The following is a 13,902-nucleotide window of genomic DNA, read 5'->3' on the forward strand; positions in this document are numbered from 1 at the left end:
ACGTGGTTGCCCGGTCAGGTGCGTACGGTCACATCGGCCGCCCGCCACTTACACCGTGGCGGGCGTCTCCTGCTCCCGCTCGGTCTGCTCGTTGAACTCGCGCTTGCTGGTCTGCCAGCCGTCCTCGTTCATCCCGTTGCGCCAGTAGCCCGAGATGGACAGCTGGTCCATCGTCAGCCCGCGGTCCCGGCGCAGGTGGCCGCGCAGGTCACGGACCAGGTTCGCCTCGCCGTGCACGAACGCCTGCGCCCGGCCCGCCGGGAACGTCGCGTTGCGCACCGCGTCGCAGAGCAGCACACCGACCGGGCGGGATCCGCGGTGCAGCCAGGTGATGTCGGCGTCGGCCGGAGCGGACAGCTTCTGCTCCTCGTCCGCGCTCTCCACCTCGAGGAACGCCCGCACCGGGATCCCCTCGGGCATGCCCTCCAGCGCGGCCGCGATCGCCGGTAGCGCGCTCTCGTCGCCGGCGAGCAGATGCCAGTCGGCGTCCGGGCTCGGCGCGTAGGCCCCGCCGGGACCCATGAACCGGAACGGGTCGCCGGGCTTGGCCTGCGCCGCCCAGGGGCCCGCCACGCCGGCGTCACCGTGCACCACGAAGTCGACCCACATCTCGGGGATCTCGGGCAGCCACTTGCGAACCGTGTACGTCCGCACCGCGGGCCAGGCGTCGGACGGCATCGTCTCCCGGATCGTGCCGAGGTCGAACGTCGCCGGGTAGTCGACGCCGGCCTGCGGGAAGAGCACCTTGATGTAGTGGTCGGTGAACTGCCCGGCGTCGATGCGACGCAGGCCCTCACCGCCGACCACGACACGCACCATGTGCGGGGTCAGCTGTTCGACCCGGGTGACCACGCCCTCGTGGGCCGGCCGCGCTGGTCTGGTAGCCATGACTGCACCTCACTGCCAGTGGGATGAGACCACCGGTGGGACGATCTCGGCAGGTAAGGCTACCCTCATTCACCCTGATCTACCGGATCGCCGCCGGGTAATTTCGCCCGTCGATGCGGGCGGCCGATGTCCCGGTACCCGAAAGGTGGGCCGGGAGATCCCGGCCCACCTACTCGTTCGATGCTCGGCTACCCGCGTCGAGCGGTTCTGCCGATGGTCAGCGCCAGGTCTTGCGGGGCCGGTTGCGGAGCAGGGCCACCACGATCAGGGAGGCCAGCAGGAGCACGGCGCCGCCGCCCACCCAGACGATGTTGTTGGCGATCAGGCTGATCGGGCCGCTGTCCTGCTTCGCGGGCGGCTCGGCCTGCGGGTTGGTGTCCGCCGGCACGTACTCGATCTCGTCGGGCGCCCCGTCGTCGATCACCGCGGCCGCGTTGTCGTCCTCGCCGGCCTGCTCGGCGGCCTGCTCGGTCGCCGCGGGCTTGGCGGTCTTCGTGGACTTCGGCGTGGCCGCCTGCTCCGTGTCGTTCTCCTCGGAGCCGCTGCCCTGCGAACCGCTGCCCGTGCCGCTGTCGCTCTGCTCGGCGCCGTTGTCCTGGGAGCCGTTGTCCTGCGAGCCGGTGCCCTCGGTGCTGTTCTCGTCGGTGCCGTTGTCCTCGGTGCTGTTGTCCTCGGTGCTGTTGCCGCCACCGTTGTTGTTCGAGTTCACGTCGTCGTCGTTGGTGCCGGTCTGTGCCGGTCGCGTCGTCGAGTTCGTGCGCGGCGTGGTGGTGCTGTTCGGCTTCGCGGTGGCCGTCGCGGCCGGCTTCGTGGGCTTGGTCGGCTTCACGCCGCCGCTGTTGGTGTCGTTCCCGCCGCCGGTGTTGCCGCCACCAGCGTTGTTGCCGCCGCCGTCGTTGTTGCCCCCGCCGGCGTTGTTGCCCCCGCCAGCGTTGTTCCCCCCGCCGTCGTTGTTGCCGCCGCCCCCGTTGTCGCCGCCGCCGGCGCCGACCGTGATCCGGACCGAGTCCAGGGCGGGCGTCTGGTTGGCGCGCTCCATCATCGGGATGCGGTGCGAGCCGTCACCGGCCCACGACGAGCACTGTGCGGTGCCCTCCTCCGGCAGCCCCGGCACCTGGATCGTCACGGTGTCCGGCTCGGAGCCGCCCCGGCTGTCCTCGGTGGCGACGAAGAACGCCGGCACCGGCTCCGGCGCGGGCGCCTCGTCGGTGCTGGTCAGCATCCGGCACGCGGTGTGGAAGTGGCCGCGCACCAGGCCGTTCTGCAGGACGCTGCTCTCCACGTAGTACCCGCCCTGGCCGGCCGCGAGGAACCGGTCCCGGATCAGGTTGCGCGTGCTCACCCGCAGCGTGAACGGGGTGCCCGGCTCGACGGTGCGAGGGGCCTCGGTGATCAGCAGGGTCGGGTTGTTCCCGGCCGCGCCGACCTCACCGAACTCGGTCGAGACGCACCGGTTGCCCTTCTGGAAGCCGTCGTGCGGCTCCAGGGTGCTGTCCACACAGGTGTCGGTCAGGATGGTCAGGTTGTTGCCCACCACCTTGCCGGCGCCGCTCTCGCCGCTCGCTGTGGGGGTGTCCTCGGCGTAGGAGAGCTGCGTGAAGCCGATGACACCGCCGGCCGCGGCGAGAACTGCTCCGGCGGCCAGGAGCCGGGTGCGTCGCATGAGGTGACCTTCTTTTCCCCGAGTTCGGCGGATTCGCGGCGCCGGTGACAGCGCCGACGCCCAGCACGTTAAGAGGCGCTTTCACAGAAATCAATTCCGCGCAGAAACTTGAGCGATTCTTATGCCGAACTTAAAGAAAAAATATGGGTCCATTCTTGAACCCCCGGCATCATCCGTTCGGATGATGTCGCCGGTTCACGCGATCTGGCGCGAACTCCCCTGACCAGGGACAGTACATGACCGCCCGGTGAGCGGGTCAAGCCTCACCGTGACCAGAGCCCGCGCGCCTCGAATACGTTCCGGAGTACGTCGATGCGATCTGTCATGATGCCGTCGACGCCCATGTCGAGCAGCGTATTCATCTGTTCCGGATCGTCGATCGTCCACACGTGAACGGCCAGACCCAGCCGGTGCAGATAGGCGAGAAATCGTGGGGTGAGAACTGTCACCGGACCGTGCCGCACCGGGATCTGGGCGGCGACGGCGGACGTCGGCGGGCGCAACCGGAGACCGGGCACCGACGCGATCCGGAGCCGGGCCACCTCGCCCATGCCGAGTGACGTCGCCACCCGCGGCCCGGCGAGCGCGCGGACCCGGGCCAGCCGCCGGTCGCTGAACGAGGCGAGCAGCACCCGGTCCCCGGCACCGGTACGGCGTACCGCCGCGACCGCCGGTTCCACGGCCGTGTCGGCCTTCACGTCCACGTTGAACCGGATCTCCGGCCACGCGTGAAGGATCTCGTCCAGCCGGGGGACCGCTGCCGCGCCACCGACCCGGACCGTGGCGAGGTCCGCCCAGCTGAGCGCGGCGATCCGGCCGGCCCGGCCGGCCACCCGGTCCAGCGCCGGATCGTGGATCACGACCGGCACCCCGTCGGCGGTGGCGTGCACGTCCGTCTCCACGTACCGATAACCCAGCTTGACCGCCCGCTCGAAGGCCGCCGCCGTGTTCTCCGGGCCTGCCGCGTCGCCGCCCGCGGCACCACCGCGGTGCGCGAAGGCGATCGGTTGCGGCGCGTCGAGGAAGGGGTGATCCACGCCAGCAGTATGGCGGCCTTTGTTGCGCATCGGTAAAAGACTCAACGGCCCATTGACCCGCACCACTCACCTGAAGATCCTGTTGGGCGAAGCGCAGCATCCGCCAGCACAGCGTGCCGGAGGGAGGTAGGCAACGGTGAGAACGAATGTGCGCCGGAGCACGATCAAGCGCCGCAGCGTCACCCGGCGGTTCGGGGCGCGTCCGCGGGCCCGGCTGCGGATCATTCCGCGCTGGCCCCGCCTGCGCTGGTCCGCGCGACCGGCACCGGCGCGGCCGTGACCCCGGCGGTCGTCACCGAAGCCCGCGGCCCGGCGGTTGTCGTCGAAGCCGGCGCCCCGGCGGTCGGCTAGATGCCGGGGCCGAAAGTGGTGATCATCGGGGCGGGCATCGTCGGTTGTGCCCTCGCCGACGAACTGACCGGTCGTGGCTGGACCGACGTCACCGTGCTGGAGCAGGGCCCGCTCTTCGCCACCGGCGGCTCCAGTTCGCACTCGGCCGGCCTGGTCGCGCAGACCAGCCCGTCGCGCACCCTGTCCCGGCTGGCCCGGTACACCGCCGAGAAGTACACCGGGCTCGGCTGTTTCGTCCCGGTCGGCAGCCTCGAGGTGGCCACCACCCCGGAGCGGCTCGCCGAACTGCACCGGCGGTTCGGGTTCGGTCAATCCTGGGGGATCGCCTCGGCGGTGCTCGGCCCGGACGCCTGCCACACGCTCTTCCCGCTGCTGGCGACGGAACGCGTCCTCGGCGGCCTGCACGTTCCCGGTGACGGGATCGTCGCGGTGCTGCGGGCCGCGGAGGCGCAGGCGGCGCGGGCGGCCCGGCGCGGCGCCCGGTTCATCGGCAACGAACGGGTGATCGGCATCGACCGGCAGGGCGGCCAGGTCGCCGGGGTGCGCAGCGCGGACGCCACCCATCCGGCCGATGTGGTGGTCAGCTGTGCCGGATTCTGGGGTCCGGCGATCGGCGAACCGGCCGGGGTGCCGATCCCGTTGCTGCCGATGGCCCACCAGTACGCCCGGACCGCCGGCGCCGGTGCCACCGAACGGCTGCCGATTCTGCGGCACCCGGACCGCGGTCTCTACTTCCGGTCCTACGGCGACCGGCTCGGCATCGGCTCCCACCTGCACGAGCCGATTCCGGTACGCCTCGCCGACCTGCCCGGCGACGCGCACCCGGCGATGCTGCCGTTCACGCCCGACACGTTCAAACAGTCCTGGGCGGCAGCGGCAGAACTGCTCCCCGGCCTGCGGCGTACCGCCCTGGAGGAGGCCTTCAACGGGGTCCTCTCGGTCACCGCTGACGGGTTCCCGCTGCTCGGCGAGGCCCGTGACCTGCGTGGTCTCTGGGTCGCCGAGGCCGTCGGCGTGGACTGCTCGGCCGGTGCCGCGAAGGCTCTCGCGGAGTGGCTCGTCGACGGTTACCCCGGCATCGACCTGCACGAGTGCGACCTGAACCGGTTCGACGCCGCACAGCTCACCCCGGCCTACGTGCGGCGGCGCGCGATCCGCGGCTACGCGACGAGCTGCGGCATCCGCCACCCGCTCGACCCGGCCCCGGTGCGCAACCTGCGGCTCAGCCCGTTCCATCCGCGGCAGGCCGAGCTGGGCGCGGTCTTCGGCGAGGCGGCGGGCTGGGAGCGGCCCCTGTGGTACGCGTCCAATCCGTCACCCGGCGAGGCCCCGCAGCCGGACGAGTGGTCGGGGCGGCACTGGTCGCCGATCGCCGGCACCGAGGCTCGGCAGACCCGCAAGCGCGTCGCCCTCCACGATCTGACACCGCAGACCCGGATCGTCGTGACCGGCCCGGCCGCCGCCGTGTCCGCGATGATCGGCAGCGACGCCGACCGGCCGGTCGGCACCGTCGCGCATGTCCTGCTGCTCGATCCGGCCGGCGGGGTCCGGGCCGACCTCACCGTCGCCCGGCTGGCCGCGGAGCGTTTTCTGATCGGTGCGGGTGGTCCGCTCGACACGGACCTGCTGCTGCGGCGGGCGCCGACCGGCGTCCAGGTCCGGGACGTCACCGGCGGCACGTGCGCGGTCGGCCTGTGGGGGCCGCGCGCCGGCGAACTGCTCGGGCCCCTGCTCGGGCCGGGACCGGCGGCGCCGCCGGGGGTGGGCGCGGGACTGCCGGGGCGGCCGGCTCCGGGCGCGCCGGAGCCGGCGGGCGGACCGGGCGGGGACGCGGTGGAGGGGCATGTCGGCATGGTGCCGGTGACGATGCTGCGGATCTCCGCCGTCGGCGAACCGGGATGGGAGATCAGCACCGAGGCGCAGTACGGGTTACGCCTCTGGGACACGCTGTGGGAGGCCGGCCGGGAGACGGGACTAGTCGCGGCCGGCTGGCTCGCCTACGAAAGCCTGCGGATCGAGCACGGCCGGCGGCGCTGGGGTGTCGATCTGAGCTGCGAGGACGATCCGGTCCAGGCCGGCCTGCGGTCCGGTCCGCGACCGCCGGACCGGAGCCTGACCTGTCTGCGCGTGGACGACACCGGTGCGGTGCCGGTGGGCGGCGAACCCGTCTACGCCGGTGGGTTCGCGGTGGGCCACGTGACGAGTGCCGCGTACGGCTGGACGGCCGGCGCCCCGGTCGCGCTCGCGTGGCTGCCGGCCGCCCTCGCCGTGCCGGGCGCACAGGTGGAGATCGGATACTTCGATCGCAGGCTTCTCGCCACCGTCGCCGCGGAGCCGCTGCACGATCCTGAGCAGGAGCGCCACCGGCGTCAGTAAGGAGCCCGATCTTGCCCGCTTACGATGTGATCGTTGTCGGTCTCGGGGGCATGGGCAGTGCCACCGTCCACCATCTCGCCGCCCGCGGGCACCGGGTGCTGGGCCTGGAGCGGTTCGGGCCGGGGCACGACCGGGGCGCCAGCCACGGCGGCACCCGGATCATCCGGCAGTCCTACTTCGAGGGACCGGAGTACGTTCCGCTGCTGCTCCGGGCGTACGAGTTGTGGGACCGGCTGGCCACCGACTCGGCGACCGACCTGATCACCCTGACCGGTGGCGTGATGGTGGGGCGGCCGGAGTCGCGCACCGTCGCGGGTGCCCTGGCCAGCGCGCGGCAGCACGGCCTGGAGCACGAGCTGCTCGACGCGGCCGAGCTGCGCCGCCGTTTCCCGACGACGGCGCCACAGCCGGACGAGGTGGCGCTCTACGAGGCGAAGGCCGGTTTCGTGCGACCGGAGCGGACCGTGCGGGCGCAGCTCGGCCTGGCCGCCCGGCACGGCGCCGACCTGCGGTTCGGCGAGCCGATGGAGTCCTGGGCGCCGGACACCGGCGGCGGGGTGCGGGTGCGTACCGCCGCCGGGATGTACACGGCCGGTCAGCTGGTGATCACTCCCGGTCCCTGGGCACCGGAGTTGCTGGCCGGCCTCGGTGTGCCGGTGCGCATCGAGCGGCAGGTGCAGCACTGGTTCCGGCCGCGCGGGGGTGTGACGCCGTTCCTCGCCGACCGGCATCCGGTGCACATCTGGGAACCGGCCGAGGGCAGTCAGATGTACGGCTTCCCGGCCGTCGACGGCCCGGACGGCGGCGTGAAGATCGCGTTCTTCCGGCGCGGGACGCTCACCACCCCGGACGGCCTGGACACCACCGTGCACCCGGACGAGATCGCCGAGATGGCCGCCGCGGCCGGCCGGATTCTGCCCGATCTGCCCGGCGAGTGGCTCCGCGGCGAACCCTGCCTCTACAGCACCACGCCCGATGAGCACTTCGTGATCGGCCGGCACCCGGGGCACGAGGCGGTCACCGTGGCCTGCGGTTTCTCCGGGCACGGGTTCAAGTTCGTGCCGGTGGTGGGTGAGATCGTGGCGGACCTCGCGACGACCGGCGGCACCGCCCACGCGACAGGGCTTTTCGATCCGCGGCGGTTCCTCAGTGGCATGATCGCAACAAATGGGGGTAATTAACCCAGACTCGGACACAAGGCTCCATGGTCTGCCCTAACTTAGGCCAGGTTCTACTCGGGCAAACCGACTGAAACGGAGCATGTCGTGCGTTCATCAAGACTGGCGCGGGGCGGCCTCCTGGCCTCCGCCCTGCTCTCCATGCTGGCCGCCGTGCACGCCGGCGGAGCACGCGCCGCCGACGGCGACGCCCGCACGATCGAGCCGATCAGCGCCGGGTACGCGGACTCGCTCGCCCTCAACGGCACCGCCGCCGTCACCTCGGAACGGGGCGACAAGCGGGTTCTCGAACTGACGAACGGCAGCTTCAAGCAGGCCGGCTCGGCATGGTCGACGAACCGGATCGACCTGACCGAGCCCTTCGAGACGTCGTTCAAGGCGTACCTGCACCACGGCACGCCCGGCGCCGACGGCATCGCGTTCCTGGCACAGGGCGCCGGCCCGCGGGCGCTCGGCGGCTGGGGTGGCGGCCTCGGTTACCGCGGCATCTCCCGGAGCGTCGCGGTCGAGTTCGACACCTACCAGAACACGCCCGACCCGAGCAGCAACCACCTCGCCGTCGTCCTCGGTGGCAACCCGGACCGGCACACCGCGACCGCCGAGTCGTCGATCCCGCTGTTCGGCAAGCCGTTCCAGGCACGCCTGCGCTACGACGCCGCCGCACAAAACCTGAAGGTCTACGTGCGGCCGGTGTCGAAGGGCTCGACCGAGCAACTGCTGCTGGACCAGAACGTCGACCTCGCCGCGCGTACCGGCGCGACGAGCGGCTGGGTCGGCTTCACCGCGTCCACCGGCGACGTCACCGCCCGGCAGGACATCTACGACTGGACGGTCGGCACGCCGCAGGCGTGATCGGCGACCGGCGTCGCCCGCTGTTCTCGCGCGGCGCGACGCCCGGCGTACCCCTCTGACGCACCCATGCTCTCCGGCCCGCCCGGGCCGGCTCCACCCTGCCCGATCGGAGACAGCTATGCCCACGGTCGACCGTGTGCTTTCCGACGAGACCGCCGACGAGACAGGTGCTGAGCGGTCCACCGTCCACCGGCCCATCGCTCATCGGCTCCCCACTCATCGATCCGCCGCGGCACCGCCCGGCGCCGGGACCGAACCCACGGTGAGCGTGATCGTTCCGGCGCTGAACGAGGCCCGGAACCTGCCGCACGTGTTCGCGCGGCTCCCGGAGGTGGACGAGATCGTGCTGGTCGACGGGGGGTCCACGGACGACACCGTGGCCGTCGCCCGCCGGCTGCGCCCCGACATCCGCGTCGTCCGGCAGAACCGCCGTGGCAAGGGCAACGCCCTGGCCTGCGGCTTCGCCGCCGCCACCGGGGACATCATCGTCATGATCGACGCCGACGGGTCCACCGATCCGCTGGAGATTCCCAGCTTCGTGCAGACGCTGCGGGCCGGCGCCGACTTCGCGAAGGGCTCCCGGTTCGGCCCGCGCGGCGGCAGCGCCGACATCACCCGGCTGCGCCGGGCCGGTAACAAGTGCCTGAGTGTGCTGGTCAACGCGTTGTTCGGGACCCGGTACAGCGACCTCTGCTACGGCTACAACGCGTTCTGGGCCCGGCACCTGCACGTCTTCGCGCTGGACAGCACGTCCCCGGCGCCGGACAACGCCGACGGACGGCTCTGGGGCGACGGTTTCGAGATCGAGACTCTGCTGAACCTGCGCGCGGCCCGCGCCGACCTGGACATCGTGGAGGTGCCGAGTTTTGAGCACTCCCGGATCCACGGCGTCAGCAACCTCAACGCGTTCACCGACGGCATGCGGGTGCTGCGGACCATCGCCCGTGAATGGCGGCCCCGGCAGCGGAACGCCGCGAAGACGGAGGTCCGGGACGGGGCGCGCGTCGGATGAGGATCGGAGTCGTCTCGAACGCGTACCACCCGGACATCGGCGGGGTGGAGACCCATGTGAAGCGCCTCTGCGCCGGACTGGCGGCCGCCGGTGACGACGTCGAGGTGATCACCCAGCACGCGACGGGTTCGGTGGACGACATCGACGGTGTGCTGGTGCGGCGGTTCCCGCTGACCGTCCCGGCACGTGACTACCGCCTGTCGCTTCCGCTCTGGCGGTGGTTGCGCACCCATGCGCAGGCGTACGACGTCCTGCACGTCCACAGCTACCACGCCCTGGTCGCGCTCTGTGCCGCCCACGGTGGCGCCGGCACCCCGATGGTCTTCACGCCGCACTACCACGGGACCGGGCACACCCGGTTCCGTGCCGCGCTGCACCCGCTGTACCGGCCGTTCGGGCGTACCGTGCTGACCCGCTCCAGCGCCGTCGTCTGCGTCACGGCCGCCGAGCGGGACGTGCTGCTGCGGCACTTCCCGGAGGTCGCCGACCGGACCGTGGTGATCCCGAACGGCACCGACCCGCGCCCGGCCGTACCCGTGGTCCCCGCGCAGTCCCGGCGGATCCTCTGCGTCGGCCGGCTCGAGCAGTACAAGCGGGTGGACCGGGTGATCCGGGCGATGGCCCATCTCGGCCCGGACCACCGGCTCGACGTGGTCGGCACCGGACCGGCCGCCGGGCAGTGGCGTCAGCTCGCGGCCCGGCTCGGGCTGGCCGGCCAGGTCGTCTTCCACGGCCGGCTGGACGACGCCGCGTTCGCGTCCTGCCTGGCGCAGGCGTCGGCTGCGGTCTCCGCGTCGGCGCACGAGGCGTTCGGCCTGTCGGTCGCCGACGCGCTGGCCGCCGGCCTGCCCACGGTCGCCGCGCCGATCCCGGCACATCAGGAGGTGGCCCGGATGGCCGGCGACGGTGTGTGGCTGCGCTACGCCGACCCGGACGACGAGGCCGACCTGGCCGCCGCGATGATCGAGGCGACCTCGGCCGGCCGCCGGCGTCCGGCCGCGTTGCCCACCTGGGACGACGTGGTCGGTGGCATCCGTGCCGTCTACACCGCGGTGGTGAAGCAGGCCGCTGCGGCCGCCCGGCCGGCCGCGGCGGGGGCCGTCGCCTGATGGGTGCGACCGCGGCCGGGGTGGACGCCGGCCGGTTCCCGCGTACCCGGCTGCCGGCCGGCGGTCCCGCCGCCGGCCGGCGTGGCCCCTTCCGCGGCCTCCTGCGTGCCGGCGGATCAGCGGCGGGCTGGTGTGCGCTGACGCTCACGATCGCCGCGGCGGCCGGCGCCGCCGCACTCGTCGTCGCCTACCGGCGGGCCGAGTGGGGGCAGGGCGGCCAGTTCGGCTGGTTCTGGGCCGGCATGCTGATCTTCACGCTGCCGGCGGCCTGGTGGGGGATGCGCACGGGCGTGAGTGCCCGGCTGCGCCTCGCCGTGCTGGCCGGCTACGGATGCTTCACCTACCTCCCGAAACTGCTGCGCAACCCGGGCGGCCCGCTCTACCACGACGAGTACGCGCACTGGGGCCAGAGCCACGACATCCTCCTCGACGGCCGGCTCTTCGAGCAGAACCCGATCGTCCGGGTGATCGGCGACTACCCGGGGCTGCACGCGACCGTCTCGTCGCTCGCGGCGCTCACCGGCCTCTCCGTCTGGCACGCCGCGCTGCTGGCGCTGATCACCGCCCACGTCCTCGTGCTCCTCGGCGTCGCGGTCCTCGCCGGACAGCTCTGGCCGGACCCGCGGGCCGGCGTCGCGGCCGCCTTCGCGTACAGCCTGAACAGCTCGTTCCTCTTCTTCGACACCCAGCTCGGGTACGAGTCCCTCGCCCTCTGCGTCCTCGTCTGGGCCCTGGCCGGTGCCCTGCGCGCGATGCGGGCCACCACCCGGGACGGCCGGTTCGGCTGGGCCGCGTTCACGTGGCTGCTCGCGCTCACAGCCGTGGCGACCCATCACCTCACCGCGCTCTGGCTCACCGGCATCCTCGGCCTGCTCTCGATCACCGCGACGCTCGGCCCGCTGCGCACCGCGGCCCGGACCGGCTGGGCGCTCACCGGTGGCGTCGCGCTGATCACCGGACTCTGGATGAGTGCTGTCGCACCGCGTACCGGTAGCTACCTCGACCCCTACCTGGGCCGCGCCCTCGGTCAGTTCGGCGGCCTGGCCGGCGGCGGCTCCGGCGGGCGCACGCTCTTCAGCCAGTCGATCGCACCCTGGTGGGAGCGGGCCACCGCGTACGCCGCACCCGGTTTCGCCCTGCTCGCCATGGCCGGCGCCGCCGCACTCTGGTGGCGCCGCCGCCGCACGGCGGACCCGCTCACCTCAGCCGGAACCGCGGCGATGCTGCTGGTCGGCGCCCTCTACTTCCCGGCCACCCTGCTGATCCTCACCCCGGCCGGCGCCGAGGGAGCCCGCCGGTCGTGGGCCTTCAGCTACCTGGGCCTCGCACTCGCCGTAGCCCCCCTGATCATCGCCCTGCTGGACCGGCCGCGCAGGCGCCGATCCGCTCCCCGGGTCGCGCTGCTCGTCCCCGGTGTCGCGCTGCTCGCGGCCTGCGCGTTGATGCTGGTCGGCAACAACGCCGCCGGCATGAACCCGTCCTACCGCTTCCCCGGCCCGCCGGTCTTCGGCTCCGACACCCGGGCCGCCACCCCCGAAGTCCTCGCCGCCGCCGCCTGGCTCCGCGAGACGCAGGGCCGGGAGGCCCGGCTGGTCGCCGACCGCTACTCCGGCCTGATCTTCGGGTCGTACGGCGAGCAGCACCCGACCACCGGCTCGGCCACCTTCCCGGCGTACGACCTCTACCTCGCCCAGCCCGGCCGGCCGATGCCCGCCGCCCTGCTGCACCAGCTGCGCAGCTGGCGCTTCGAGTTCCTGGTGGTGGACCGCCGGATGGCCGAACAGGTGCCGGACATCAAAATCTACTTCGAGACCAACGAGCCGATCCCGCACGACGGCCGGCCCGCCTTCACCCGGGCCCAGCTGACCAAGTTCGACACCCTGCCCTGGCTGATCAAGATGTACGACGGCCCGCACGTGGCGATCTACCGGTTCGACTTCGGGAGTCTGGACGCCCAGGCGGCGGGGAGCGCACCATGACGACGATCCGGGTCACCTACCTGGCGTACGCCGCCCTGGCCGCCACCCTCGCCGCCGACGGCCGCCCCGCCCTGGCCGTACCCCTCTGCCTGACCGCCCTGCTCTGCTCCGGCGAACTCCTGTTGCGCGCCCTGCCCGGCATCCCCGCCGAAAGCGGCGTACCGGCAGCCCGCGCAGGCTTGACCGCCCTGGCCGGCCTGGCAACCTTGCCCCTGGTAGCGCTCACCCTCCACCTGGCAGGCGCCCCGATCCGCACCGTACCCCTGCTGGCAGGCACCACAGCAGCCGTAACGCTCTCCACCGCATGCGCCCTCTGGCGCGAGAACCGCCCCACCCAGCCCACCGCCAACGCCGGCGCCGACGCCCGGCCTGTCGCTCACGCCGATGCCGAGCCCTCGTCGCCAGGCCGGCTCCCCGCCCAGCGAGCCCGCGGCCTCCTCCCACCGGACGACCCGGCTTCAGATCAAGCCCGTGCGCCGGAGTCCCGGGCCGCTTCGGACCATGCCCCTGTGCTGGAGTCCCCGGCCGCTTCAGATCACGGCCCTTTGCTGGAGTCCCAGGCCGTTTCAGATCACGCCCTTGCGCCGGAGCACTCGGCTTCCTTGGGTCGCGCCCCTGTGCCTGGTCCGCCGGCGATCTCTGTTCACAACGCCTCCACAAATGTGAAAACACCTGACGCCGTCTCCGGTTTACCGGTAAACCCCGACCGAGGCATGCATGTGGTCTCTCCGGAAAGCCCGGCGGGGAAGGTGCGCGTACGCCTGGGGGAGTACGCCCGGAACGGGATGGCGGTCGCCGCTCCCGTGGTGCTGGCCGTGGCGATCGGTGCGGTGGCCACGCGGGCCTACCTGTCGGCGCCGCGCCCGGAGCAGCCCGGATATCTGAGCGTTGCCCTCAACGGGTGGGCGGCCGGGATCGACAAGCCGGTGACGGTGCCGGTCCGTGGCCTCGCCGTCCCGGTGCGGGTCACCAGCGCCGGCCTCGACACCCTGACCACGTCGCTGCGTCTGCGCATCGGCGGCCGGTTGGTGGCCGCACGCCCGGTGACCGTAGGGGCCGATACGGTCCGATCGCTGACCGTGCACGTGCCGGCCATGCCCGCGGACGGCTGCCTGCGCGCCGTCAGCATCAGTGTCGGCCGGATGAGCACCGGCTTCTACGCCCGGGGGCCGATCACGGATGGCAAGCGCGCCGCATTACTCACCGCTGGCAAGCGCCGGGCGCCACTCGCCGATGAGCACGGAGCACCGCTGACCGAAAAAGGTCAGGCCGCCCCGCGTCTCAACGGGTCCCTGACAGGCCCGGGCGTCGGCCCGGCAACACCTGCCGGCTCGGCAGCAGGCGCGGGTACGCCGGCTGGCGTACGTGGCGGTTCCGGCGCCGGTGCGTCGGCTGGGGCTGGGCTTGTGGCGGGCGTGGTTGCGGGTGGGCGGGGGCGTCCGGGATGTTGAGCGGGG

9 protein-coding genes and 1 pseudogene are annotated in these 13,902 nt (G+C 72.6%); 7 read left to right on the forward strand and 3 right to left on the reverse strand.

Annotated features, from left to right (window positions below):
* Positions 1–48: 48 nt before the first annotated feature.
* The 3 genes and pseudogenes from LPA41_RS08915 to LPA41_RS08925 all read right to left on the reverse strand — a co-directional run bounded on the left by LPA41_RS08915 (position 49) and on the right by LPA41_RS08925 (position 3,618).
* The gene (locus LPA41_RS08915; RefSeq protein WP_229069494.1) at positions 49–888 is read right to left on the reverse strand and encodes a siderophore-interacting protein; all 840 of its coding nucleotides are present in this window, start codon (positions 886–888) and stop codon (positions 49–51) included.
* 985 nt (positions 889–1,873) lie between these two features.
* Positions 1,874–2,419, reverse strand: a pseudogene (locus LPA41_RS08920) (Pecanex-like protein 1); the annotation flags it as partial.
* Between the two features lie 395 nt (positions 2,420–2,814).
* On the reverse strand, positions 2,815–3,618 hold the full coding sequence (locus tag LPA41_RS08925) for a glycerophosphodiester phosphodiesterase (RefSeq protein ID WP_229069497.1): 804 nt from the start codon (positions 3,616–3,618) through the stop codon (positions 2,815–2,817).
* A 321-nt stretch (positions 3,619–3,939) separates the two neighbouring features.
* Between LPA41_RS08925 and LPA41_RS08930 the strand changes: the two genes are divergently transcribed.
* The 7 genes from LPA41_RS08930 (at position 3,940) to LPA41_RS08960 (ending at position 13,896) form a co-directional block, all read left to right on the forward strand.
* Positions 3,940–6,315 (forward strand): FAD-dependent oxidoreductase, encoded by a 2,376-nt coding sequence (locus LPA41_RS08930; RefSeq protein ID WP_229069499.1) that lies wholly within the window; start codon positions 3,940–3,942, stop codon positions 6,313–6,315.
* A gap of 11 nt (positions 6,316–6,326) precedes the next feature.
* A complete protein-coding gene (gene solA, locus LPA41_RS08935; protein WP_229069500.1) occupies positions 6,327–7,496 on the forward strand; it encodes an N-methyl-L-tryptophan oxidase in 1,170 nt (389 codons plus the stop codon).
* Between the two features lie 84 nt (positions 7,497–7,580).
* Positions 7,581–8,345: an L-type lectin-domain containing protein gene (locus LPA41_RS08940; RefSeq protein WP_229069502.1), complete on the forward strand. Its 765-nt coding sequence runs from the start codon at positions 7,581–7,583 to the stop codon at positions 8,343–8,345.
* Between the two features lie 136 nt (positions 8,346–8,481).
* Positions 8,482–9,357 (forward strand): glycosyltransferase family 2 protein, encoded by an 876-nt coding sequence (locus tag LPA41_RS08945; protein ID WP_229069504.1) that lies wholly within the window; start codon positions 8,482–8,484, stop codon positions 9,355–9,357.
* Positions 9,354–10,466, forward strand: coding sequence for a glycosyltransferase family 4 protein (locus LPA41_RS08950; protein WP_229069506.1), 1,113 nt, complete (start codon positions 9,354–9,356; stop codon positions 10,464–10,466). Before LPA41_RS08945 ends, LPA41_RS08950 begins: the two co-directional genes overlap by 4 nt.
* Positions 10,466–12,445 (forward strand): hypothetical protein, encoded by a 1,980-nt coding sequence (locus LPA41_RS42430; protein ID WP_304523754.1) that lies wholly within the window; start codon positions 10,466–10,468, stop codon positions 12,443–12,445. Before LPA41_RS08950 ends, LPA41_RS42430 begins: the two co-directional genes overlap by 1 nt.
* Positions 12,442–13,896: a hypothetical protein gene (locus LPA41_RS08960; RefSeq protein WP_229069509.1), complete on the forward strand. Its 1,455-nt coding sequence runs from the start codon at positions 12,442–12,444 to the stop codon at positions 13,894–13,896. The genes LPA41_RS42430 and LPA41_RS08960 overlap by 4 nt, the downstream gene beginning before the upstream one ends.
* Positions 13,897–13,902: the final 6 nt, after the last annotated feature.

Source organism: Actinoplanes sp. DH11, from assembly GCF_020873875.1.
In the GTDB taxonomy this organism is placed as follows: domain Bacteria; phylum Actinomycetota; class Actinomycetes; order Mycobacteriales; family Micromonosporaceae; genus Actinoplanes.

Coding starts and splice junctions, on each gene's coding strand:
- LPA41_RS08950 (WP_229069506.1), top strand. CDS start 9,354: ATGAGGATCGGAGTCGTCTCGAACGCGTACCACCCGGACATCGGCGGG.
- LPA41_RS08960 (WP_229069509.1), top strand. CDS start 12,442: ATGACGACGATCCGGGTCACCTACCTGGCGTACGCCGCCCTGGCCGCC.
- LPA41_RS42430 (WP_304523754.1), top strand. CDS start 10,466: ATGGGTGCGACCGCGGCCGGGGTGGACGCCGGCCGGTTCCCGCGTACC.
- LPA41_RS08925 (WP_229069497.1), bottom strand. CDS start 3,618: ATGCGCAACAAAGGCCGCCATACTGCTGGCGTGGATCACCCCTTCCTC.
- LPA41_RS08930 (WP_229069499.1), top strand. CDS start 3,940: ATGCCGGGGCCGAAAGTGGTGATCATCGGGGCGGGCATCGTCGGTTGT.
- LPA41_RS08915 (WP_229069494.1), bottom strand. CDS start 888: ATGGCTACCAGACCAGCGCGGCCGGCCCACGAGGGCGTGGTCACCCGG.